The organism is Marinobacter confluentis (assembly GCF_004785685.1).
In the GTDB taxonomy this organism is placed as follows: domain Bacteria; phylum Pseudomonadota; class Gammaproteobacteria; order Pseudomonadales; family Oleiphilaceae; genus Marinobacter; species Marinobacter confluentis.
The window spans coordinates 941,784-965,832 of sequence record NZ_SRPF01000002.1; the positions used below are offsets into that span (position 1 = coordinate 941,784).

20 protein-coding genes are annotated in these 24,049 nt (G+C 57.7%); 3 read left to right on the plus strand and 17 right to left on the minus strand.

Going from position 1 to position 24,049, the window contains the following annotated elements; translation table 11 throughout:
• Window positions 1–40: 40 nt before the first annotated feature.
• On the minus strand, window positions 41–1,273 hold the full coding sequence (locus E5Q11_RS09945) for an ATP-grasp domain-containing protein (protein WP_135803230.1): 1,233 nt from the start codon (window positions 1,271–1,273) through the stop codon (window positions 41–43).
• A 142-nt stretch (window positions 1,274–1,415) separates the two neighbouring features.
• The gene (gene mqo, locus E5Q11_RS09950; protein ID WP_135803231.1) at window positions 1,416–2,906 is read right to left on the minus strand and encodes a malate dehydrogenase (quinone); all 1,491 of its coding nucleotides are present in this window, start codon (window positions 2,904–2,906) and stop codon (window positions 1,416–1,418) included.
• Between the two features lie 224 nt (window positions 2,907–3,130).
• Between mqo and E5Q11_RS09955 the strand changes: the two genes are divergently transcribed.
• Window positions 3,131–4,102 (plus strand): calcium/sodium antiporter, encoded by a 972-nt coding sequence (locus E5Q11_RS09955; RefSeq protein ID WP_191964428.1) that lies wholly within the window; start codon window positions 3,131–3,133, stop codon window positions 4,100–4,102.
• A gap of 6 nt (window positions 4,103–4,108) precedes the next feature.
• On the opposite strand, the gene msrB is transcribed toward E5Q11_RS09955, so the two are convergent.
• The 13 genes from msrB to exaC all read right to left on the minus strand — a co-directional run bounded on the left by msrB (window position 4,109) and on the right by exaC (window position 17,763).
• Complete coding sequence (msrB, locus tag E5Q11_RS09960; protein WP_135803232.1) at window positions 4,109–4,537, minus strand: peptide-methionine (R)-S-oxide reductase MsrB; 429 nt, start codon at window positions 4,535–4,537, stop codon at window positions 4,109–4,111.
• 10 nt (window positions 4,538–4,547) lie between these two features.
• Window positions 4,548–5,186 (minus strand): peptide-methionine (S)-S-oxide reductase MsrA, encoded by a 639-nt coding sequence (gene msrA / locus E5Q11_RS09965; protein ID WP_135803233.1) that lies wholly within the window; start codon window positions 5,184–5,186, stop codon window positions 4,548–4,550.
• A gap of 22 nt (window positions 5,187–5,208) precedes the next feature.
• On the minus strand, window positions 5,209–6,381 hold the full coding sequence (gene chrA / locus E5Q11_RS09970) for a chromate efflux transporter (RefSeq protein WP_135803234.1): 1,173 nt from the start codon (window positions 6,379–6,381) through the stop codon (window positions 5,209–5,211).
• Between the two features lie 2 nt (window positions 6,382–6,383).
• Window positions 6,384–7,760: a class II fumarate hydratase gene (locus tag E5Q11_RS09975; RefSeq protein ID WP_135803235.1), complete on the minus strand. Its 1,377-nt coding sequence runs from the start codon at window positions 7,758–7,760 to the stop codon at window positions 6,384–6,386.
• Window positions 7,761–7,804: 44 nt separating this feature from the next.
• Window positions 7,805–9,589, minus strand: a complete 1,785-nt coding sequence (locus tag E5Q11_RS09980; RefSeq protein ID WP_135803236.1) for a PAS domain-containing hybrid sensor histidine kinase/response regulator — start codon at window positions 9,587–9,589, stop codon at window positions 7,805–7,807.
• The gene (gene ercA / locus E5Q11_RS09985) at window positions 9,573–10,736 is read right to left on the minus strand and encodes an alcohol dehydrogenase-like regulatory protein ErcA (protein ID WP_135803237.1); all 1,164 of its coding nucleotides are present in this window, start codon (window positions 10,734–10,736) and stop codon (window positions 9,573–9,575) included. Before ercA ends, E5Q11_RS09980 begins: the two co-directional genes overlap by 17 nt.
• A 73-nt stretch (window positions 10,737–10,809) precedes the next feature.
• On the minus strand, window positions 10,810–12,768 hold the full coding sequence (locus E5Q11_RS09990) for an alpha/beta hydrolase family protein (protein ID WP_225314927.1): 1,959 nt from the start codon (window positions 12,766–12,768) through the stop codon (window positions 10,810–10,812).
• Window positions 12,659–13,813 (minus strand): pyrroloquinoline quinone biosynthesis protein PqqE, encoded by a 1,155-nt coding sequence (pqqE, locus tag E5Q11_RS09995; RefSeq protein ID WP_135803238.1) that lies wholly within the window; start codon window positions 13,811–13,813, stop codon window positions 12,659–12,661. Before pqqE ends, E5Q11_RS09990 begins: the two co-directional genes overlap by 110 nt.
• Window positions 13,810–14,088 carry a pyrroloquinoline quinone biosynthesis peptide chaperone PqqD gene (pqqD, locus tag E5Q11_RS10000; RefSeq protein WP_225314896.1) on the minus strand — a complete coding sequence of 93 codons (279 nt, stop codon included), beginning with the start codon at window positions 14,086–14,088 and terminating at the stop codon, window positions 13,810–13,812. The genes pqqE and pqqD overlap by 4 nt, the downstream gene beginning before the upstream one ends.
• On the minus strand, window positions 14,088–14,843 hold the full coding sequence (pqqC, locus tag E5Q11_RS10005) for a pyrroloquinoline-quinone synthase PqqC (protein WP_135803240.1): 756 nt from the start codon (window positions 14,841–14,843) through the stop codon (window positions 14,088–14,090). Before pqqC ends, pqqD begins: the two co-directional genes overlap by 1 nt.
• Window positions 14,840–15,769 (minus strand): pyrroloquinoline quinone biosynthesis protein PqqB, encoded by a 930-nt coding sequence (pqqB, locus tag E5Q11_RS10010; protein ID WP_135803241.1) that lies wholly within the window; start codon window positions 15,767–15,769, stop codon window positions 14,840–14,842. Before pqqB ends, pqqC begins: the two co-directional genes overlap by 4 nt.
• A 57-nt stretch (window positions 15,770–15,826) precedes the next feature.
• Entirely contained in the window at window positions 15,827–15,898 is a 72-nt protein-coding gene (gene pqqA, locus E5Q11_RS10015) for a pyrroloquinoline quinone precursor peptide PqqA (protein WP_007153157.1), read from the minus strand.
• Window positions 15,899–16,242: 344 nt separating this feature from the next.
• The gene (exaC, locus tag E5Q11_RS10020; protein WP_135803242.1) at window positions 16,243–17,763 is read right to left on the minus strand and encodes an acetaldehyde dehydrogenase ExaC; all 1,521 of its coding nucleotides are present in this window, start codon (window positions 17,761–17,763) and stop codon (window positions 16,243–16,245) included.
• 307 nt (window positions 17,764–18,070) lie between these two features.
• On the opposite strand from exaC, the gene E5Q11_RS10025 reads away from it, so the two are divergent.
• A complete protein-coding gene (locus E5Q11_RS10025; RefSeq protein ID WP_135803243.1) occupies window positions 18,071–20,179 on the plus strand; it encodes a NosR/NirI family protein in 2,109 nt (702 codons plus the stop codon).
• 187 nt (window positions 20,180–20,366) lie between these two features.
• Window positions 20,367–20,978, plus strand: coding sequence for a tetratricopeptide repeat protein (locus tag E5Q11_RS10030; protein WP_135803244.1), 612 nt, complete (start codon window positions 20,367–20,369; stop codon window positions 20,976–20,978).
• Window positions 20,979–21,130: 152 nt separating this feature from the next.
• Here the strand turns inward: E5Q11_RS10030 and E5Q11_RS10035 are convergent, their stop codons facing one another.
• Together E5Q11_RS10035 and E5Q11_RS10040 are read right to left on the minus strand one after the other, a co-directional pair.
• Complete coding sequence (locus E5Q11_RS10035; RefSeq protein ID WP_135803245.1) at window positions 21,131–22,906, minus strand: PQQ-dependent methanol/ethanol family dehydrogenase; 1,776 nt, start codon at window positions 22,904–22,906, stop codon at window positions 21,131–21,133.
• Window positions 22,907–23,029: 123 nt separating this feature from the next.
• Window positions 23,030–24,007 (minus strand): substrate-binding periplasmic protein, encoded by a 978-nt coding sequence (locus E5Q11_RS10040; RefSeq protein WP_135803246.1) that lies wholly within the window; start codon window positions 24,005–24,007, stop codon window positions 23,030–23,032.
• Between the last annotated feature and the right edge of the window lie 42 nt (window positions 24,008–24,049).

The window sequence follows — 24,049 nt, forward strand, 5'->3', positions numbered from 1 at the left end:
GGACCTGGACCAGGCCCGTTGTTGTAGATTCCTTACGGAATTATACATAGAAATCCAGTTCTTCCTGGTGTTTCAGCAAATCACGCATGGTGTAGGCATCGTCGCCGAAGAAATACACCAGGCCCCAATGGGTGCCAAAGGCGGTCCGCTTGGTGACGGTTTCTTCCAGCGGCGGTGTCAGCTCGTGAGACTCGAAGTACGGGTGGTTTTCCGTTTCTTCGGGCATTTCCAGCTTGCTGACCACACGGCGGCGCGGGTACACACCGAAGCAGCCGGCGTAACCTTTCGCGTCCACCACCTCTTTCGGGAAGAAGGCCTTGACCTCTTCTTCGGTGGTCTTCGGGTCAAAGCACATGATCATGCCCTGATAGGCATTGAAGCCATAGGATTTCTCCAGCAGTTCAAACACCTTGAAACCGGGCGGACGATAGGCCACCTCGCCGAAGTACATGGTGCTGTCACTGGTGACAAAATACTCGGGGTGGATAAAGCCAAACTCAATGTCGAAAGTCTTGATCAGCTTTTCGATCTCGCGGGTAATCTGCTCGCGATACTTCTCAAGATCCGGCGTCGCGGGTACGAACACTGAATAACCCAGGGTCACGTACTCGGAAATGTTCAGGAACGCGACCTTACCGTTGTGGATCCAGGCCTCAACGGCGAACTCCCAGCCGTCCAGGTGGGATTCCATCAGTACCGGGAACTCTTCTTCCGGGATGGTATCCACCTCGTCCGGGGTACGAATCACCCGGTGGCCCAGGCAGCCAGCCTTGTCGAATGCCTTGAGGTGAATCGGGTCGTTGGGATCACCGTCCAGCTTCAGCAGGGTCTGGTTGACCCGCTTGAGGAAGCGGATGACGTCGTCTCGGTCGTGGGCTTCCTCGAAGATGCCGACGCGGATGCCGCCCAGCTGGGCCCGGCGCTTCATCAGAGCCTTGTCACGCAGCAGCATGGACTGGCCGAACAGCTTGGGCTGGTCCATCAAAACCGAGTTGATGGCGCCTGCCCATTCCACGGTTTCCTCAAATAACGGAATGGCCACATCTACGCCCATCTCCTTGAGGGTCTGCGCGATTTCTACAGAACGGTCATTGAGGCGCTCGAAGTTCCAGGGCACATAGGGAATGTCGTGCTCCTTACAGTAGGCTTCCGCCCAGTCCGGCGCTACGACAACGTAGCGACGATCAAACTTGTCTGCAGCTTCGATCGCATTCAGGCTCCAGCCCAGGAGCGCGACGTATCCTTTATTGGGATCGTACTTTTGCTCACTCATATGCGTTCTCCTCGTTGAATGTTCTTATAAACTAACGCTTTGAGATCAAATCGCAACTCACGAGCGCTCTAGAAAACAAAAAGCGCTGGCACGTCAGGCTGTTTAGCCTGTGATGCCAGCGCTTTCCGGTGTATTAGAACAATTAAGAATATGAGCCCAGTTTCAGTGTAGACAGCGTCCGCCCCCTCACTGTTTTGAGCAATTGCTCATCTTCCACCAGCGACTGACCATAGGAATTCACCATGGTTTTCATTCGCTCCTGCCATTCGGGCAACTGTATACGGTCACCGAAGCACCGCTCGATCACATCAATCATCGCGTGCACTGCGGTGGATGCGCCCGGGGAGGCCCCGAGAAGCGCCGCCAGTGAGCCATCTTTGGCGGCAACAATTTCGGTACCGAATTCCAGTTTTCCGCCGCCGCCAGGCGACTTCTTGATGATCTGAACCCGCTGCCCGGCGTCCTGCAGTTTCCAGTCGTCTTCTTGGGCGTCCGGGAAGTAGTTACGCAGCGAGTCCACACGCTCGCTGTGCGACTGGAACACCTCGCCGATCAGGTAGCGGGTCAGATCCATGTTGGTGCGGCTGACCGACAGCATGGGGCCAAGATTGGTCGGGCTCACCGAGCCCAGAAGATCGAAGACCGAACCCTGTTTCAGGAAACGAGTGGTAAATCCGGCGAAGGGTCCGAACAGCAGTGCCGGCTTGCCATTGATAATCCGGGTATCAAGGTGAGGGACCGACATGGGCGGCGCGCCAATCGGGGCCTTGCCGTATACCTTCGAGCGATGCTGTTCGACGATTTCCGGCTTCTGGCACACCAGCCACTGACCGCTTACCGGAAAACCGCCATAGCCTTTCGACTCCTCGATATTGGACTTCTGAAGCATCGGCAAGGCGCCGCCGCCAGCACCCAGAAACACAAAACCCGCTTCCAGCTTGGTCAGTTCACCGGTTTTCTGGTTCTTGACCCGTACTTTCCAGCGCCCGTTGTCGCGCTGCGCAAGGTAATGAACCGGGCTGCTCAGCATCAATTCGAAATTGGTCGTTGTTTCCAGGTACTCCACCATGCTGCGGGTGAGCGAGCCGAAATCCACATCAGCGCCATGTTCTACTCGCGTTGCGGCCACCGGCTGCATGGGGTCGCGATTCCGCACCACCAGGGGCATCCACTCTTCCAGAACCCGGGGAGACTCGGTGAACTGCATCTCACGAAAAAGGTGGTGGCCGCTCAGCTTCTGGTAGCGGCGCCGCAGGTATTCGACGTTTTTCTCACCCCAGACGAAACTCTGATGCGGGGTCTGGTTGATGAAGGTTTTCGGGTCCGGAAGCATTCCCTGCTCGACCAGGTAGGACCAGAACTGAAGAGACACTTCGAATGACGAGTTAATCTTCAGTGCCCGCTCGATGGTCACATCGCCATCGTCGGTTTCCGGGGTGTAGTTCAGCTCGCAGTAGCCGGCGTGCCCGGTACCTGCGTTATTCCATCCGTCTGTGCTTTCATGGGCAACGTGATCAAGACGCTCCACCATGACGATGTCCAGGGACGGATCCAGCTGCCTGAGCATCATGCCGAGGGTAGCGCTCATGACGCCCCCACCAATCAGCACTACGTCTGCCTGTCTAACGGCCATTGGTTATCACCCTAGCTATGGAAAAGCCTGCGGGCCGCCTACGATCAGCAAACGGCCCCTGTACGATAGGTGGCGCGATTATCCCGGTTTTTCAACCGATAATAAAACGGGATTCTGAATGAGTGCTTTTCTATCGGGGTCTACGACGACTAGCCGGGAGCAGGTCAACTGATTAGAATGCGTTGGCTCATGATTCTCAAGACGCATTCACTCAAGGCTTCACTATGCTTCTGGCCAGTCTCGCTATTGTCTTTGGTCTGATTCTTCTGGTTTGGAGCGCGGACCGCTTCATCGAGGGTGCCGCTGCCACCGCCAAGCATCTGGGCATGCCCTCGCTGCTGATTGGTATGGTCATTATCGGCTTCGGCACGTCCGCGCCGGAACTGGCGGTGTCTGCGATGGCGGCGCTGGACGGTAACCCGGGGCTGGCCCTGGGCAACGGCTATGGATCAAACATCACCAACATTGCGGTGATTGTGGGCATAACGGCGTTGATCGCACCCATTGCCGTGCATTCTCAGGTGCTTCGCAAAGAACTGCCGCTGTTGCTGGCGCTCACGTTTATTGCCGGGTACCAGCTGATTGACGGCGAACTGAGCCGCCTGGACGGGTGGGTTCTGCTGGCGGTGTTTTTTGCGGTGATGGGATGGTCGATTTTTCAGGGAATTCGTGGCAAAGGCGACTCCCTGGCGGGCGATGTGGACACTGAAATCATTGACCACCCTATGCCGCTGAACAAGGCGATCATGTGGCTGGTTATTGGCCTGGTGCTGCTATTGATCAGCTCAAGAATGCTGGTCTGGGGTGCTGTGTTTATCGCCCAGAGCCTGGGTATCAGCGACCTGATCATCGGCCTGACCGTAGTTGCCATTGGCACATCCCTGCCGGAGCTGGCGTCAGCCCTGGCCGCAGTCAAGAAAAACGAGCACGACCTGATTCTGGGCAACATCATTGGTTCCGGTATTTTCAACACGCTGGCTGTGGTTGGCGTTGCCGCCACCATTCACCCGCTTGCGGTTGAATCTGACGTTCTCTATCGAGACTGGACCCTGATGACGGCCCTGACCCTGGGTCTGATGCTGATGGGCTTCGGGCTTACCGGCAGGCCGAGAATCATCACCCGCCTTGATGGCCTGATACTCAGCCTCGTCTACGTCGGCTATGCTTCCTTTCTGGTTTCAACCATGGTTGCCTGACCGGCGTTAATCGCCGGTCGCGCGGAAGGTCATGGCAACGGAGTTCAGGCAATAACGCTTGCCTGTAGGCTCAGGGCCGTCAGGGAATACGTGGCCAAGATGGCTGTCGCAGCGCGGGCAACGTACCTCTACTCGAGTCATGCCCAGACTGGAATCTTCCAGATAACGGATGTGATCGGTATCGAAAGGCTGAAAGAAGCTGGGCCAGCCAGTGCCGGAATCAAACTTTGAATCGGAACTGAACAGCGGCAGCTCGCAAAGGCGACAGTCGTAAACACCCACCGTTTTATTGTCCAGCAGGGTCCCGCAGAACGGGCGCTCAGTGCCATGATCCAGCAGCACTCTACGCTCTTCCTCCGACAAGTGTGCTGCCTTTTCCTCAATTTGTTCCCGCGTCAGCGGGGTCAGGTCGTACCCGGCAGCAGATGTACTCATGGGTGATTCCTCAGGTGTTATTGGTGAACTCGGGTTTCAGACGTTCAGGAAAGCTGCTCGCCAGTTTCTCCATCTTTGGAGTGGCAACCGCTGTCACGTAAGGCTGGTAAGGGTTCCTGGCGGCAAAATTCTGGTGATATTCCTCCGCCGGATGAAAGGCTGTCAAGGGCTCAAGGGTTGTCACCAACGGCTCTTTATAAACGCCGGCCTCGTTAAGCAGACGGATGTAGGCCTCCGCGACCTGCTTCTGCTCTGCGTTCTCATAGAACACCACTGACCGGTACTGGGTGCCACGATCATTACCCTGACGGTTCAGTTGGGTGGGGTCATGCGCCACCGAAAAAAAGATCTTCAAAAGCTGACCGAAGCTTACTTTCGACGGATCATAATGGACCGCGACCACCTCCGCATGGCCGGTCCGGCCGGAACAGACGGATTCGTAATTGGCCGTTTCCGGGGCACCCCCGGCGTAGCCGGAAACCACACCGCTTACACCTTCCACCGCCAGAAATACCGCTTCAACACACCAGAAACAGCCGCCGCCCAGCACCAGTTGCTGCTCGCCAACGACATCGGTCAGGTCTTGCTCCGGGTCAGGAAACCGGCTGCGGGGAACATTCATTCCGGAAATATCGCAGGAACTTGTCATATAAACCTCTGATTTTTGCTATTCAGAATACCCACATCCCTACCAGCCCACTAAGCATCGCAAGCAGCCAGACAGGCACACGCCACAGGGCCAGGGCAATCCAGACAATCAGCGCAAAACCTACTGATGCAGGAGATGTTACGCCCGAAACCCAAACCGGATCGTAAAGGGCAGAAATTAGCAGGCCCACCACGCCAGCATTTACCCCGGCCAGAGCAGAGCGGGCAAGGCTATGGCTACGAACATACTGCCACAGCGGAAGGCCCGCAAAAACCAGCAGGGAACCCGGCAGGAACACCGCCAGAACGGCCACCAGGGCGCCGGGCCAGCCACCCTCCACACCGCCCAGGAAGGCGGAAAAACTGAACAGGGGCCCAGGCATGGCCTGGGCCACGCCATAGCCCGCCAGAAAGGTGTCTGCAGACATGGCGCCACTACCGACAAAGCCTTCCTCAAGCCAGGGAAGAACCACGTGCCCACCACCAAACACCAGCGCACCAGCTCGATAGAGCTCAGCGGCTATGGCCGCAAAAGAGCCAGCCTGCCACGGCAGAAACGCGAGCACCAGCAGCACCGCAAAAACGGCAAAAAAAACCAGCGGTTTGCGGGTCCGGATTGCCACACCCAGATCGCCACCGGTTTTATCCGAAGGCAGGCTCAGGCAAACGCCGGCAACCCCCGCCACGATCAACGCCAGCGCCTGCATCCAGACACTGCCTGCGAATAATAGAAAAGCCGCGACCAGCACCGCAATCGTGCGCCTGGGCCGGTCCGGGCAGAGGTTACCCGCCATCTGCCAGACCGCCTGTGCGACCACCGCGATCACGAACAGCTTGAGGCCGACCACCCAGCCACCGGCGCTTGCTTCCGGCCAGAGCGCCAGGCCAGAGGCAAATAGCGCCATAATCAGCGCCGCAGGAAGGGTAAAACCCACCCAGGCCGCGACTGCGCCCGGATAACCCCCGCGCAGATAGCCGACGGTCAGCCCGACCTGGCTGGACGCTGGCCCGGGAAGCATCTGACAGAGCGCCACGACTTCCCCATAGGCCTGATCTGACAGCCACTGCCGACGTTTCACAAATTCGTTATGAAAAAACCCCAGATGTGCCACAGGCCCGCCGAAAGAGGTGAGCCCCAGGCGCAGGAACAGAAGAAAAATCGCCAGCGCCGATTTCGGCTCCCGGGGCTCAGTCATGTTCAGGCAAGACCTCCTCTCGTCAGTTTCAATGGGTCCATCAACTGTTCCAGCCGCTGCCGGTCCAGGCCGCTTCGTTCTTCCGCTACATCAATGACCGGGCGTCCTGTCTGATAGGCTTCCTTGGCAATGTCAGACGCCAGGGCATAGCCGATTTCCGGGTTCAGCGCGGTCACCAGAACCGGGTTTTTACCGACGGCTTCGTTCAGGTTATCGGCGTTAACGGTAAACCCTCGGATCGCCTTGTCCGCCAGCACCTTCATGGCGTTACTCAAAAGCGCAATCATATCCAGCAGATTGGCGCCGACCAGAGGCAGCATCACGTTAAGCTGGAAATTGCCCGACTGACCGGCAATGGCGTTGGTGCTGTCCAGCCCCATCACCTGGGCACTGGCCATGGCCACGGATTCGGGAATCACCGGGTTGACCTTGCCGGGCATGATACTGCTACCCGGCTGCAGAGCCGGCAGGCTGATCTCCGCCAGCCCGTGAATCGGCCCGCTGTTCATCCAGCGCAGGTCGTTCGCTATCTTGGTCAGTACCACGGCCAGACCCCGCAACTGCGCCGACAGGTTAACCGGCGCATCAATCGCACTCTGGCCCACAAACCGGTGATTCAACGAACGGAAACCATAACCGGTTTTATCTTTCAGGGATTTTACAAACTGGCCGGCAAACTCTTCCGGCGCATTCACACCGGTGCCCACGGCGGTGCCGCCCTGGGGAATCGACAACAGATCGTCAATGGCTCCGTCCAGGCGCTTTTCCGTGGCCAGCAGTTGCTCCCGCCAGGTTCGCAGTTCCTGGCCAAGGGTCACTGGCATGGCGTCCATCAGATGGGTACGGCCGGTTTTCACCTGGTCGCTGAACAGGCCTTCACGCTCGTAAATCACGCCACATAAGTGCGTGAGCGCGGGCAGAAGCCGTTCCTGAACTTCGGTGACCGAGCTGACATGAATGGCCGTGGGAATCACATCGTTGGAGCTCTGGCTCATGTTGACGTGATCATTGGGGTTCACCTCGACCCCATCCTGGCTGGCCAGGGCCGAGATCACCTCATTAACATTCATGTTGGTGCTGGTGCCGGAGCCGGTCTGGTAACGGTCCACCGGGAACTGGTCGGCAAGTTCACCGGCGATAATCCGCTCGCCGGCGCCAACGATGGCATCCCGCTGCTGCACATCCAGCAAACCCAGGCTCGCATTGGCGTCGGCCGCGGACTGCTTGATACGCACGACCGCTGCGATGAAGGCAGGCGGCATGGCAAGCCCGCTGACCGGAAAATTCTCCACAGCCCGCTGCGTCTGCGCGCCCCAGAGTGCATCTGCAGGCACGTGAACTTCGCCCAGGCTGTCTTTTTCTGTCCTGAAATCTGTCATGGCATCCTCCATTATCGCCGTTGTATCGCTATCGCCGTGTATCACTACATTGGCGCTCTGCCTTCATGGCAGGCACTCATCAGACTGGTCACCAGAGCCCGAAGGCGGTTTGGTTTCACTGGTTTGTTCAGCATCGGCAGCGATGCTGACGCAACCAGCCGGTGGATCTCATCGCTGCGATCGGCAGTCAGTATGGCAGCCGGGATGTCCCTGCCATAATGGTGACGCAGAGCCAATACGGCTTCGCAACCGGTCTGATCGTCATCAAGGTGATAATCGGCCAGAATGATGTCCATTTCTCTGCGGGCTGCCACGGCCTCTTTAACGCTTGCTGCCGTCACCACGTCACAGCCCCAGAGCTCAAGCAGCGCCCGCATACTTTCCTGCACGACCTTCTCATTGTCGATAACCAGAACCAGCAACCCATTAAACGACGTGGGGTGTGTTACTGACGGTTCAACCACGGACAATACTGCCCCGGTCGAGACCGCCTGTGGCAGCGCAACCGTGAAGCGCGATCCTTTGCCGTATCGTGACGCCACACGAACCTCGTAATCAAGCACCCGCGCCATCCGATCCACAATCGCAAGCCCCAGCCCGACACCCTGACGGCCACCGTTATCCCTGTGCAGAATCTGATGGAACTCGGTGAAAATCTCTTCCAGTTTGTCAGGCTCTATGCCGATACCGCTGTCCCACACGCCGATTTCAAGGCCGTTACGGCGACGCCTCGCCGCGAATAGTACGCCCCCTTTGCGGGTATAACGAAACGCATTACTCAGAAGGTTCCGGAGTATTCGCGTCAGCATGCGCGGGTCTGTCTGCACCATGACCTGACAGGTACGTAACCGGAAATCCAGATCGGCGTTTTCCGCCAGGGGTTCGAACTCCTCGGCAAGACCTCGCATCAGGCCACCAATGTCCACCGGAACCCGCTCCGGTTGCATGGCTTTCTGATCGAGCTTCGAGATATCCAGAAGATCCGCCAGCAGTTCCTCGGCGCTTTCCAACGATCGCTGCACGCGGTGGACAATACCGGCTTCATTTTTTGGCAATGCACTGTCTTCCAGTGCAGACACCAGGAGTCGTGCAGCGTTCAAGGGCTGCAACAGATCGTGACTGGCCGCTGCCAGGTATTTGTCTTTGCTCTCGTTAGCCTCGCGCGCAGCATTCACAGCAACGACCAGCTCCTGCTCCACCTTTTCGCGCTGTTCAATCTGATAACGCAACCCCACATTGGCGTTTTGAAGTGCTTCCGTGCGTTCTTCCACCCGGCGCTCGAGATCCGCGTTCAGCTGTTTCAGTTTTTCCCTGGCCTGGTAGCGCTCGGTAATGTCAGCCACAAAAGCTTCAACCCGCTCCGGGCCCAGGTCGGGCCTACGCAGCAGGGTAATTGCCACTGCAACGGGCGTATTGTCTTTGCGCCGCAGGTAGGTTTCTCGCAGGCTGAGGCTGCCTTCGTCCAGCAGGGCCTGCCGCAGAGCATCGAATTCGCCGGAGTGACAGAAAAGCTGCTCCCGCAACCGGATCACTTGGCTGATCAGGTCCTCGGTACTGTCATACCCGCAGATGCGTGCCATAGCGGGGTTGGCGGCAATGAATCCACCCCGGAGGTTGGCCTGGAAAATGCCGTGTAAGGCGTTCTCGAACAGCCATTTATAGCGATTGCGCTCCTGCTCCAGCTCGTCGATTCGCTCCTGAAGCACCGGATAATAGTTCTTGCGCACCGATTGGCGCCCAAGGCCAATCAGGTCACCAATACCGTAGCGCGCGGGATCACCCTCGGGCTTTCCAGATGCCTCGGCCGGTGACTCAGAGGGCTTCTTCATAAACCACTTCGACGTCACGGCGCGAGGACTTTCGTGGATTGGTCATGATGCACGGATCCTGAAGCGCGAACCCGGAAAGATAGGGAATGTCAGAAGTGGTTACCCCCAGTTCTGCCAACCTGGCTTCCAGGCCAACAGCCTGTTTCAGCGAAATAATCCGGCCCATAAGGCGTTTTTTGACCTCCGGTTTGGACATACCACGGGTGTCGATGTCCATGGCCTCGGCAACCCGGCGGAAACGGTCCTCGGCAGAATTGAAGTTATAGGCCACCACATGCTCCAGCAACAGGGCGTTGCAGAGACCGTGGGGCAGATCCAGATAGCCGCCAAGGCTGTGGGACATCGCATGCACCGCCCCCAGAATGGCATTGGAAAACGCCAGACCAGCCTGCATGGACGCCAGCATTATGCGCTCCCGCAGCGCGGTGTCTGCGGTATTGCGCACCAGCGGCTCCAGGTTGCGGTTGATCAGCCGTATGGCTTCCAGTGCATTGGTGTCGGTTAACGGTCCGGCACCGGTTGAAACGAACGCCTCGATGGCGTGAACCATGGCATCGACGCCAGTACAGGCAGTGAGATAAGAGTCCATGGTCTCGGTAGCTTCAGGGTCGATCAGCGACACATCCGGCACCACCGCCTTGCTGATGATCGAGAACTTGAACCGTCGATCCGGGTCGGAAATGATCGCGAACTGGGAGACATCAGCGGACGTTCCGGCGGTGGTGGGAATCAGGATCATCGGCGGTGAGGGGATTGTTATGGTATCAACGCCTTCGAATTCCAGGATGTTGCGGCCGTGAGCACTGACAATGCCGATCCCCTTCGCGCAATCCATGGGGCTGCCACCACCGATGGCAACGATCACGTCGCACCCGGCGGAGCGATAGAGCTCCGCCCCGGTCATCACCTCTTCCACTTTGGGATTGGCGGATACGCCGGTATACACAGTAACCCGAATGCCGGCGGCCACCAGAAGCTCCTGGATTTCTCTCACCCAGCCCGCTTTTTCAACACCGGGGTCAGACACCAGAAAAACATGGCGGGCGCCAAAATTACTGGCAAAGTTAGTCACCGCCCGTCTTGAGCCTGCGCCGAAAACGATTTCAGGAGACACAAATTTTCGCAAAGCCGAAATGTCGTAGACCATGGGCTGGCGCTCCACTGTTATTGTTATAGGACACTTGTAGTTTAACCCAAGTTCCGGTGCGACCGCTGGAATGCTATTGCAAGGTTTTACAATAGAACACGGCAAGCTGCCTCAACATGTCCGCCTGATTGCCCGCTTTCCGGAAACCGTGACCTTCATCCGGATAGAGTCGCACCAGCGGCGTCTGGCCATTCTCCCGTATGGCCCGGGCTATGGCTTCAGTCTGTTCGGGCACAACCACAGGGTCCTGTCCGCCCTGAAAAAAAGCCATGGGCCTGCGAATACGGTGGGCCTGGGCCAGCGGCGAGCGGGCCTGCCAGCTGGCCTGGGGGGTGTCGGGCGGCCCCAGCAACCAGTCCAGGTAGCCGGATTCGAAACGATGCGTCAGCTTCCGTAACCCTGCAGGGTCACTGACCCCAAACTGGCTGACACCGGCTGCGAAAACATCGGAGGTCACCATCGCCATCAACGCCGTATAGCCGCCCGCACTGCGCCCCTGGATAGCTACCCGGCCCTCGGCCGCTTTACCGGTACTGCACAGAAACGCGGCAACGCGTTCCATGTCCTGAACATCCAGTACACCCCATTGGCCACCAAGTGCCATACGACTGGACCGACCAAAACCACTGCTGCCACGATAATTCACTTCAACTACTGCAAGGCCCTGATGACACAGAAACTGAATCGCCGGGTTGATGGCCGCGTAAGCCATCGAGGTGGGGCCACCATGGGCGATCATGACCAGCGGTGCCGGATGTTGGGCACTCTCTGCCTGGCTGTTAGATTCGGCCCCGGTGACGGGCGAATAATAGAATCCACTTATGAGGGCGCTTTCATCGGGGTGCGGAGCCAGCGAAAAGGGCTCGGGTACCGACAGCCTGATGTCCCCGAACGCAGATTCACCACCGGCAATTGCGGCTACTGCACCGGAACCAGCCTGGATCTGGAGGACCGTATCCAGCCGGTCAGTCGATCGGGCGATGCAGTAGAGAGTGTCACCGCACCGTCGAAGGCAACGAAAGTCCACATACGCTTCCGCCAGCCGGGCCGGTTCTGAATCGGCCGTTCCCTGCCACCAGAGTTCGCCGATGCCCTGCCTGAAACGCACCCGCAACCAACCGCCCCCGGGCAAAGCCAGATGATGGCTCTCCCCTAGCTGCCAGGGCGCGTTGGCGCCGTCCGCCGAAACCGGATCCAGGCAACGCCAGCCGCTTTCTGACCACTGCCAGGGTTGCCACCAACCGTCGTGGTCGGACATCACGGTTACACTGGCGTCGATGAACAGCGGCTGCTGAACACAAGCAGGTTCAGGAGTGGGGATTGTTCGCGCATTAACAAGTGAACCATCAACCGAGACCTCCGCCAGCCAGAGCGTCGACATTACCCAGGGCATATCTGGCAGCTGCCAGCTCACCCATGCCAACTGCCGCCCGTCGGCCGAAACCGCCGGAGCACTGTAAAAGTCCTGCCCTTGATGCAGGATCCGGGGCTGGCCGCGCTCTATACAGACCAGTTGCTGTTCCCCTGCGGATTCCCGGACGGCCAGCAAACGCCCGCCTTTTTCATCCCACACCAGCCCGCCATAACAGGCCCCGGAGTCAGCGGTCAGAGCGTCATAGGTGCCCGCGGCGGGGTGAATTGCAAGAATCTGCTGGCTGGTGGATTCGACGGCATATAGCGTGTCTGGCGAAACACACAGGGCTCCCCCGCCGTAGCCGTTTACGTTACTGCGAACGCCAACGAGATCGTTCAGCAGAGGCGCTGGCGCTACCGCTGCTTCGGCATCCTGACCGGTTAAGGCGTGGATAAGATTCAGGCCGGTGACCTGATCGGATTCCAGCCAATAAACACCGGCCCGCGATGCTACCAGTTCACTTCGCTGAATCAGTGACTGGGCGGCCTGTTCTGCAGTGAGACGACTTTCAGCCCCGGAAAAAAAGCCGGGAGTTCTCCGGGTTTCGATAGGTAAGATCCTCCAGCCCGGTGGTCGCGTGGTCGGCAGCCCGACGGGCCGCCAGAATCCGGTCGTGATGGGGTGATTTGCTGCATACCGGGTCGGCATTGTCCGCATTGCCCGTCAGCAGATACGCCTGACAGCGGCACCCGCCGAAGTCTTTGCCTTTCTCGTCGCAGGATCGACAGGGCTCCGGCATCCAGCTGTCACCCCTGTAATAATTAAATCCGGCACTATCGTACCAGATGGAGCTCAGGCCGGACTCACGCACATTGGGAAAATCAATCGGTAACAGGCGGGCACTGTGACAGGGCAAGGCCGTGCCATCCGGCGCTACGGTCAGAAACAGGCTGCCCCAGCCATTCATGCAGGCTTTGGGGCGTTCCTCGTAATAATCCGGGGTAACAAAAATCAGCTTCATCAGGGAACCGGCGGCGGCCAGTCGTTCACGGCAGGCATTCACCTCGGCTTCCGCCTTCACCAGCTGCTCACGGGATGGCATCAGACCCTCCCGGTTCTTGAACGCCCAGCCATAGTATTGGCAGGTGGCGAGCTCAACATAGTCTGCATCCAGGCGGTCGCAGAGTTCGATGATGTCGTTCATCTGGTGAATGTTGTGCCGGTGGATCACGAAATTGAGCACCATGGGATAGCCGGCGTCCTTCACCGCCCTGGCCATGGCCAGCTTCTGTTCAAAGGCCTTGCGCGAACCCGCCACGGCATTATTCAGCTCGGGATCGGACGCCTGAAAGCTGACCTGGATATGATCCAGACCCGCGTTCTGAAATGACTGCACTTTGGCCTCGGTCAGGCCCAGGCCGGAGGTGATCAGGTTGCTGTAGTAGCCAAGATGCCGGGCCTCGGCAATCAGCTCTGCCAGGTCCTGCCGAACCAGCGGCTCGCCACCGGAAAATCCCAGTTGCGCCGCTCCCATTTCCCGGCCCTGGCGAAGCACCCTGACCCACTCATCCGTCGTCAGCTCCTGGCGGGTGTTGTCAAAATCCAGTGGGTTGGAACAGTAGGGGCACTGCAAAGGACAGCGGTAGGTCAATTCCGCCAAAAGCCAGAACGGCGGACCGATCCGGCCCGAAGCCTTCGCTGTGGGGTTCGGGTTATCCGTCATCTGATGTCAATCCAGCTTTGCTGCCGTGCATCCCTCAAAAAGTCCAGCACGTCTACCGTCAGTGGGCCTGCCTCCGGAAACCGCCGCTCCAGATTCTGGACAATATCAGCCACAGAGCGTTCGCCATCCACTTCACTGAGCACCGCGCCGGCACTTTCATTGAGACGGACCATGCCTTCCGGATAAAGCAGCACGTATGCGTTCTGGGCCGGCTCCCACTGAAACCGGAAGCCAACGCGAAGCCGTGGAATACCTTTTGTTTCCGCAGTCTCCATCACAGCCCCCGATGCCATACCGGGTGATCGGCGACCGTATGATACGGTGGCGTCTGGTGGCGATAGGCCATAGTCAGGGCATCCAACATAGTCCATAAGATATCCAGTTTGAATTGAAGAATTTCTAAGGCGCGGGCCTGCTGGTCCGCCGTGGTAAAGTGGTCCAGCGTGATGTTCAAACCATGCTCTACATCCCTGCGGGCCTCGGACAACCGCTTGCGAAAATAGGAATAGCCCTCGGTTCTGATCCATGGGTAGTGGGCAGGCCAGCTATCCAGCCGGGACTGATGAATCTCTGGCGCAAACAGCTCCGTAAGGGAGGAGCAGGCGGCCTCCTGCCAGGTCGCTCGGCGGGCAAAATTCAGGTAGGCGTCTACCGCAAACCGCACGCCGGGTAACACGTGGCGCTGATCAATCACCTCTTCGCGGGTCAGGCCGACCGCTTCTGCCAGACCCAGCCAGGCTTCAATCCCTCCGTCATCACCATCGTGGCCGTCATGGTCCAGCACGCGCTGAAGCCAGAGACGCCGAACCTTTGCATCGGGACAGTTGGCCATGATGGCGGCGTCTTTGCGGGGAATGTTGATCTGGTAGTAATACCGGTTTGCCACCCACCCCCGGATTTCTTCCGGCGAGCACTCTCCGCCATACATAGCGCGGTGATAAGGATGGTGAATGTGATAGAACTCGCCTTTGGCCCGCAGCGACTTTTCAAAATCATCACGGTTCATCGTGGTGTTTGCAGCTGCCTTCATGACTGCCCCGCCAGATCCAGATGCATTCCGTCATAAGCCACTTCAATGCCATGGCTTTCCAGCACCGCGCGCTCTGGCGATGCCTCATTGAGAATGGGGTTGGTGTTGTTGATGTGAATCAGGATTTTACGCCGCGCGCTCAACCCATCCAGCACCTCGATCATGCCACCGGGACCACTCTGGGCCAGGTGCCCCATCTCCTGGCCGGTGCGGGTGCCGACTTCGCAACGCAGCATTTCATCATCGTGCCACACAGTGCCATCCACCATCAGAGTGCCGGCCCTTCCCATCCATTCCAGTATGTTGTCATCAGGCTGGCCAAGACCCGGCGCGTAAAACAGCGTCTCGCCGCTGCCCGTGTCTTCAATAAACAGCCCGATATTATCCCCCGGATGGGTTTTATGACGACGCGGCGAATAAGGTGGTGCGTTGCTGATCAATGGAATGGCTGTCAGGCGGAGCGAAGGCGCACAGGGAATGCTAAAAAAGGTGTCCGGGCCGGCCTTGATCTCGTTCCATCTGGGCCCGCCGTTCCAATGCCTGAGCATGTTGAACAGCGGAAACCCTGTGCTCAGATCTTCGTGCACCTGAGCCGTACACCAGATGTCCAGCGGCATGCCCTCTCGCAGCATCAGAAGGCCGGTCGTGTGATCCAGCTGGCTGTCGAAAAGAACAACGGCATTGATACCCGTATCGCGCAGTGTCCGGTTTGGCTGCATTGCACTGAAAGAGGCCAACTGGGCGCGGATATCCGGCGAAACGTTGCAGAGAATCCAGTGCTCCCCGTCTTCGCTGATGGCAATAGAGGACTGGGTCCTGGCCCGGGCCTTCAGGGAGCGTTTGCGGAAACCGTCGCAGTTGCGGCAGTTACAGTTCCACTGGGGAAATCCTCCGCCAGCTGCGGAGCCAAGAACGCGAATCTGCATGGTGGGAACTCCCGGAAAACAATGGCCAGCGCGAGAGGCTGGCCATTGAGAGGGTGCTTAACGGTTGGCGAAGTACATTGTAACTTCGAAGCCGATCCGCAGATCTTCATAAGCTGGTTTGGTCCACATAACACTTACCTCTTTTTGTTGTTGATCGTCGCATTCAGGGTCCGTTAGCCGGGTTCCCGGTAACTCACTCACAATGCTAGCGAGTCCGTCAGCTCACTCATATGGTACTTTGGAACTGATTTTCCGGCGTTCGGTGGCCGAACCTCCTCCTTTTGGCCCCCATAAAAAAAGGTCCCGGGAAGGACCTAATGAACGACACCAAAACCCCTGTTTTATCGGCTGGCTGACGCCGCCGGAAAACCTGGCCCGATCAGTCGCCGGGCAATAAATACACATCCCTGTGCCGACTCAACATGGGGCCCGTGTGAAAGACCCGCGGTTGCAGATATTCCGTCGTGCCGGGATCAGAAGAAGCCCAGCGGGTTAATGTCATAGCTGACCAGCAGGTTCTTGGTCTGCTGGTAATGATCCAGCGCCATCTTGTGGTTCTCGCGACCAACGCCGGACTTCTTGTAGCCACCGAAGGCGGCGTGCGCCGGGTACTGGTGATAGCAGTTGGTCCACACGCGGCCTGCCTGGATACCACGGCCTACGCGGAAGGCGCGGTTGATGTCGCGGGTCCAGAGCCCGGCACCCAGGCCAAACTCGGTATCGTTGGCAATGGCCAGGGCTTCTTCCTCGTCCTTGAAGGTGGTAACACCCACCACCGGGCCGAAGATTTCTTCCTGGAACACGCGCATATTGTTCTGACCCTTGAACAGGGTGGGCTGAACGTAGAAGCCGTTGTTGTAATCGCCTTCCATTTCTTCGCGGCCACCGCCGGTCAGTACTTCAGCACCTTCCTGTTTGCCGATTTCCAGGTAGGACATGATCTTGTCGAACTGCTCCTTGCTGGCCTGGGCGCCCACCTGCACGTCGGTATCCAGCGGGTTGCCACGCTTGATCGACTTGGTGCGCGCGACCACTTTCGCCATGAACTCGTCGTACATGTCCTCCTGTACCAGTGCACGGGACGGACAGGTGCACACCTCACCCTGGTTAAAGAACGCCAGCACCAGACCTTCCACGCACTTGTCGATGAATTCCGGCTCGGCTTTCATCACGTCGGAGAAGTAGATGTTGGGGGACTTGCCGCCCAGCTCCACAGTCGACGGAATGATGTTCTCAGCGGCGCACTTGAGAATGTGCGCACCCACCGGTGTAGAGCCGGTAAACGCAATTTTTGCGATACGCTTGCTGGTCGCCAGGGCCTGGCCGGCTTCGATGCCGTAACCGTTAACAATATTGACAACGCCCGGTGGCAACAGGTCGCCAATCAGCTCCATCAGAACCAGAATACTGGCAGGAGTCTGCTCGGCAGGCTTCATCACCGTGCAGTTACCAGCGGCCAGGCAGGGCGCCAGCTTCCAGGTGGCCATCAGAATCGGGAAGTTCCAGGGAATGATCTGACCGACAACCCCCAGCGGTTCGTGGTAATGATAAGCCACGGTGTTGTTATCGATTGCGCTGGAGCTGTCTTCCTGGGCACGGATACAACCGGCGAAGTAACGGAAGTGATCCACCGCCAGCGGCAGGTCGGCATTAATGGTTTCGCGTACTGCCTTACCGTTGTCCCAGGTTTCAGCAACCGCCAGCATCTCAATGTTCTGCTCGATGCGATCAGCAATTTTCAGCAGGATATTGGAACGTTCGGTGGTTGAGGTGGCGCCCCATGCGGGAGCAGCTTTATGGGCAGCGTCCAGAGCCAGCTCGATATCTTCGGCCGTGGAGCGAGGAATTTCACAGAAAGCCTCCCCGGTGACCGGGGTGATGTTGTCAAAGTACTGGCCTTTGACCGGGGCAACCCATTCGCCACCGATGTAGTTACCGTAACGGGACTTGTAGGAGACGATTGAGCCTTCTTTACCTGGATTTGCGTAGATCATGGTGTCGACCTCTTGTTGTGGTTATCGCATAACGACGCGGCATTTCGCGTTCATCGCAGTGATACAGCAATAATGTAGGTCGGCAATTGCCTGAGAGGAATGATTCGATAGGGGCGAAAAACTCATCCCTTGGTAGTAAGCGACTCCGGTATCAGTACCGGAAATGATTCGACCCTGATATCTCCAGCCGTTACTACAGGCTTTTTTCATCACAAAGTAGCAGACAGCTGGCTCCGAGGTCGCATTGAGACCCTGGGCCAGAGCCCTAGCATGGGAGGTTAAACAGAAATAACCTCAGGAGTATCCCATGGCGGGGCGCATCAAGCTCCTTCTTGTCTGCCTGTTTGTGCTGTCCCCGGTGAAGGCCGAACTATCCGACAGCAAGCAGGCATTGATCCAGGAGCTCTTCCCTTCTGCAACGGTGATCGAAGACGCCTTGCCGGATTTCCCTGTTTACCCGGTCTATCAGCTTCAGGAACTGCTCGGCTACGCTTATGAGTCTATGGACCATAGCCGGTTGCAGGGTTTTGCCGGCAAACCCATCAGCATGCTGATCGGGCTTGACACCAGAGGCCGGTTTACCGGCGTCAGAGTGCTAAACCACCATGAACCGGTCTTTCTGCACGGGCTTGGGGAAGAACCCCTGTTTGATTTTGTGGAGCAGTACGAAGGCCGTTCACTGAGGGAGCAGATCATTGTCAACACCTCCAACTCCGACCGCTCGGGGCGTACCAGCCAGGGCAACGTGGTGCACTTTGACGGGGTCAGCAAGGCAACAGTGTCTGTTCTGATCATCAATGACACCGTGCTCTCGTCAGCCTTGAAGGTGGCACGCAAAAAGCTCAACGGCTTTGCCCAGAGCGCTCCGACCCGGGCAAAGCCGGATTTTTACGAGCCGCTATCATGGCAGCAGTTAATTGACCGTGGTTATATTATCCGGTCACAGGTGACCGCAGAAGCCATTGAGGCCAGGCTGGGCCGGCCGCTCCGGGATTACCCGATAGCCATTGAACCCGCCGAAGGCGAGCTGTTCGCCGAGCTGTTTCTGGGCTACATCAACGCCCCGATGGTCGGCAGGAACCTGCTGGGAGACGAAGGCTACCGAAAGCTCATGCAGACCATCGGCGAACAGGCCCAGGTGCTTGCAGTCATGTCGCGTGGCGCCTATCCCCACGTGTCTGAAACCTTTGTACCCGGCAGCACACCGAACCGTATTGGGCTGACCCAGAACAATCTCTCGGTGGAAATGCGGGATCTCAACCTGCTGGAATCCACCACGGAGTTCCGGGCGGCAGGCGCTCCCTCCTTTGATGCCCGCCATCTGTTCCGGGTTGGCGGCAACGCAGGCTTCAATCCTGGCGCTTCCGCCGAATTCAAACTCAACGTAGAGCTTGCCCTGAATCACCTGGTGGTGGATCGCGCCGACCTCAGTATGCCAGTCAGGTTCGACGACTCCCTGTTTGAAGCCGTCGAAATCGCACCCGATCCTTCCGATTCAAGACAGCCAGTCTGGATCGGTCTGTGGAAAGAACGCTGGTGGCAGATTTCCCTGCTGGTTCTGGGGCTGACGGTTCTCACGGTATTTTTCGCCCGACAACGATCGCTGAGCCGCCACCCGGAGCTGGTTCACCGTTTTCGTTGGGGATTTCTGTTTTTCACGCTTTTCTTCATCGGTTTCTATGCTCAGGGCCAGCTGTCGGTGGTCAACATCTACACCCTGTTCCTGGCGATCTGGGATGGTTTTTCCCTGAATGTTTTCCTGCTTGACCCGGTGATCTTTATTCTCTGGATCTACACTTTCTTAACCCTTTTTGTCTGGGGCCGCGGCCTTTTCTGCGGATGGCTGTGTCCTTTCGGTGCGCTTCAGGAAATGGCGGCCTGGCTTGGCGAAAAGCTCAAGTTCCCCCAGGTCAAAATCCCGGAGCAATGGCACCGGCGTCTGATTCTGCTCAAGTACCCGATCCTTCTGGGACTGGTAGGCACGGCTTTCTACTCACTCACGCTGGCCGAACAACTGGCGGAAGTGGAACCGTTCAAAACCAGCATTACGCTGCTATTCGTACGCCACTGGCCTTTCGTTGCCTATGCCGTTGGCCTGCTGGTCATTGGTATGTTTATACACAAGTTTTATTGTCGCTACCTTTGTCCACTGGGCGCGGGCCTGGCAGTGCTTGGCAGGCTTCGTCTGTTCAGTTGGCTTGACCGTGTTGATCTTTGCGGCACGCCCTGTCAGCACTGTAAAAATGCCTGCGGCATCAATGCCATCCGCAAGGACGGGCGGATTGATTACGACGAGTGCATCCAGTGCCTGGAGTGCGTCGTGATACTCAACGACAAAGAGCAGTGTGTGGACAAGCGCCTCGAGAACAAGAAGCAGTTGAAAGCCTCCAGAATTCTGGCCACAGACGCCGGTTGAATGAACTGCTGATTTGTCAGTGTTCGAAAATCACTGCTCCAGAACGCCTCCCGGTCTGTCTATCCTCCAAGATGACTTACAGAGCTTCCGAATACCAATGTATGAGCCGGACGGTACTTTCGACGGACAGACCGTCCGGCAAGCCGGTGTTAGCGTTGGAAACATTTGCAAAGCGACGGAGCACAGAATGAACAGACGATGGTTAACGCGAACGGCCGTCCCGGCTCTGGCTTTGGGTCTGATGCTGTCCACACCGGTAGCCACGGCTGCGGATAACGAGTCCGACGATCAGGATTATGTAACACGGGACATGATTCGTTCTCTTAACGCCTATGCGGTCTACAAGATGGGGCAGTATGAATCTGCGTTTGAGCAGTATCTTGAGTTGGCGGAAGAAGGCAGTCGCCAGGGCATGGTGAACGTAGCCAATATGTTCGCTCAAGGACAGGGTGTCGAAAAAAGCCAGGAAAAAGCCTTTCAGTGGTATTTTCGGGCAGCGGAGAGCGGCGACTCCATCAGCATGGTTGAAGTGGCAAGAGCCTATGACCAGGGATTGGGCACCGACATCAACAGGCACCAGGCGGTGCACTGGTATCAAAAGGCTGCACAGGCAGGTAACAACGATGCTCGCTGGAGGCTCGGCAAAAGGCTTTATAACGAGGGCAGCACGGCTGAGGGCCTGTGCCTGATCCAGGCGGCAGAGGAAGGAGGCCAGCCATCGGCGCAACAGTTTTTATCAGCGCTGAAGCAGGACACCGGGCTCGAAGAAACATTATCCCAACTAACATGTTCCCCTTGAACCACCCTGGTGCGACCAGCTTTCCTTATCAGATCGGTTGAGAGTGTCGGTTAAACGATGCTCAGGAGCTGGTCCAAACCGAATCAACTGGCACGATTCCAATAAAAAAGGCTGCCCGCAGGCAGCCTCTTGTAACACCGATGTTGCCAGTATTATTTACTGGCTACACGGTCACTCGGCAGCTTGAAGGTCCAGACCATACCACCCTGGTTGAAGTCCTTGACTACCTTCGCGACTTCGCCACCCCACAGCGGCACAGCACCACCCCAGCCGGAGGCAACCGACACATATTGCTCGCCGTCCATGGTCCAGGTCACCGGTGTACCGACCACGCCAGAACCGGTATTGAACTTGTAAAGTTCTTCACCTGTTTTGGCGTCAAAGGCTTTCAGAAAACCCTCGGGCGTGCCGGTAAAGACCAGATCGCCAGCCGTCGTCATCACGCCACCCCACAAGGGTGCAGGGTTTTCATAGCGCCAGACTTCTTTGCCGGTTTTCGGGTCCATCGCACGCAGCACACCGATGTAGTCATCATTGGCTGGCTTGATGGTGAAGCCTGCGCCCAGGAAGGCAGCACCCTTCTTGTAAGACACCGGCTCGTTCCAGATGTCCATCGACCACTCGTTGGACGGCACGTAGAACAGGCCAGTCTGTTGGCTGTAAGCCATCGGCATCCAGTTCTTGCCACCCAGGAAGGACGGGAACGCCACAACGGTCTCGCCTTTGCCTTCGCTCATCTCAGCAGGGTCACCCGGGCGACCGTTTTCTGCATAGATCGGGCGACCAGTCTTCGGATCCAGGCCCTCGGCCCAGGTGATCTTGTCCACGAACGGGAAGCCGCGGATGAAATCGCCGTTCTCACGGTTCAACACGTAGAAGAAGCCGTTACGGTCAGCCGTTGCCGCCGCCATGACCTTCTTGCCGTTTTCCATGTAATCAAAGGAAATCAGCTCGTTGACGCCATCGTAGTCCCAGCCGTCGTGCGGCGTGGTCTGGAAGTGCCACTTGATGCTGCCGTCGTCCGGGTCAATCGCGACACGAGAAGACGAAAACAGGTTGTCGCCAGGGCGCAGGTGCGAGTTCCACGGAGCCGGGTTGCCGGTACCGAAGAAGAGCGAGTCAGTGTCTGCATCGTAGGTGCCGCCCAGCCAGGTCGCTGCGCCGCCGTTCTTCCACATATCGCCGGGCCAGGTCTTTCCAGCCTCGCCGCCTGAAATACCATTCTCGACCTTCTTGCCGTCTTTGTAGACGTAGCCCATATGGCCCTCAACCGTCGGACGGGTCCAGATGATTTCGCCGGTGTTGGCGTCGTAGGCCTCAACCTTGCCCACGATACCGAATTCACCGCCAGACACACCGGTGATGACTTTTCCCTTTACCACAATCGGTGCGGCGGTAATGGCATAACCGGCCTGATAGTCGGCTACGGTCTTGATCCACATTGGCTTGCCGGTGTCCTTGTTAAGAGCGACCAGCTTGGCGTCCAGCGTACCGAAGATCACCTTGTCGTCATAAAGGGCAACGCCCCGGTTTACCACGTCGCAGCAGGGCATGATGCCGTCAGGCAGGCGAGCATCGTACTGCCACAGCTCTTGACCGGTGCGGGCATCGATCGCGTAGACCCGTGAGTAGGAGGCCGTCACGTACATGACGCCATCCTTGATCATCGGCTGGGACTCCTGACCGCGCATTTTCTCGCTGCCGAAGGAAAACGCCCAGGCTGGCTGCAGGAAGCGGATGTTGTCCCTGTTCAGATCTTCAATGGTGCTGTACCGCTGCCCCTGGGTGCCCATGCCATAACTGACGATGTCCTCAGGCGTATTCTGGTCGTTCATGATGTCTTGGTCGGTCACCGCATGGGCCCCGAGAGACACCCCCAGCGCCAGGGCGCTGGTAGCAATGCGAATCCCGAACTTGTTGGTTCTCATGGTTGCGCTCTCCAGTTTCTCTTGTTTTCGGTTTTGGCGAACCGGGAACTCTTCCCGCCTCTGCACCTGATTCTTCGCGTTGGCCGTAAAACCAACAATTACCCCCCGGCACTGGTTTTCTAATCACTTGGTATTACTACCTTGACCCTGCGAACCCTCAGCCCGGGCAATAGACTCTTCATCCAGGAATTCCCGGTAGTACTGGGGCACGCTGTAACTGAGGCCGTTCCGGGAAAACAGCTCATTCATCTGCCCGGATGTCACGATCTCGCCAATGATGGCCTCCACCGCGTAGCCCAGCTGTCGATGGGTGTGTTTGATCGCCATCCCCACATCCCAGGCCTGTTTGCCAATACCCGGGAAGCCGTTAGCCGCTTTCACGAACCTTTCATTTTCAACCTGTGCCAGTTCGTGGTCGATTTCCGCGCGCATTCCCATGACCGCGCTAACATCGCCGGCTCGCATGCCACTGAAAGCTTCTCTCAGGTTCGGGTAGTGCCGAACCTGATCACGCATGCGCCCCTGAAGCCCGGAGCTCATGTAGAAATCCGGCAGGGTGTCAATTTCCACGCCAACAGGGTTGTACTGAAACACCGCAATTGTCTGCACCGAATCCAGCTGCTGCGGGTCATAGGCGATCTGCCAGGTTTCCTGTTGATAGGGGCCGAACATCACTACCTGCTCATTGATGTATTCGCCGGTGGAGTCCTGCATGTAGGCGTATTCTTTATCGTAAGGCACACGCAGCATCAGATCGGCCAGCCGCTGCTTGGCCAGGTAATGGCCTTTCCAGACGTTATTCCGCAGATCGTCGCCCAGGGTCTCGTCCGGGGTTATCCAGTGCACCTTGAACTCAACCCCCATCTCTTCGGCAATACGGCGTCCGATGTCCACATCTATGCCTGCCGGCTCGCCATTCCGCTCATAGGAGTAAGGAGGGAAATCCCTGTAAACACCCACTTTGATATAACCGGACTCGAGGATAATGTCGTAGGTCCGATCCGCCGGACGGTTCAATAATGGTTCGCCGTCATTCATCTCCTGGGCGCCCGCCCAGGGCCAACACATCAATAGCAGCAGACTCAGAAAAAGAGGTTTCATAGCCTTTCCCCCGGAACGACAAAGGGCCAGCGAAAAGCCGGC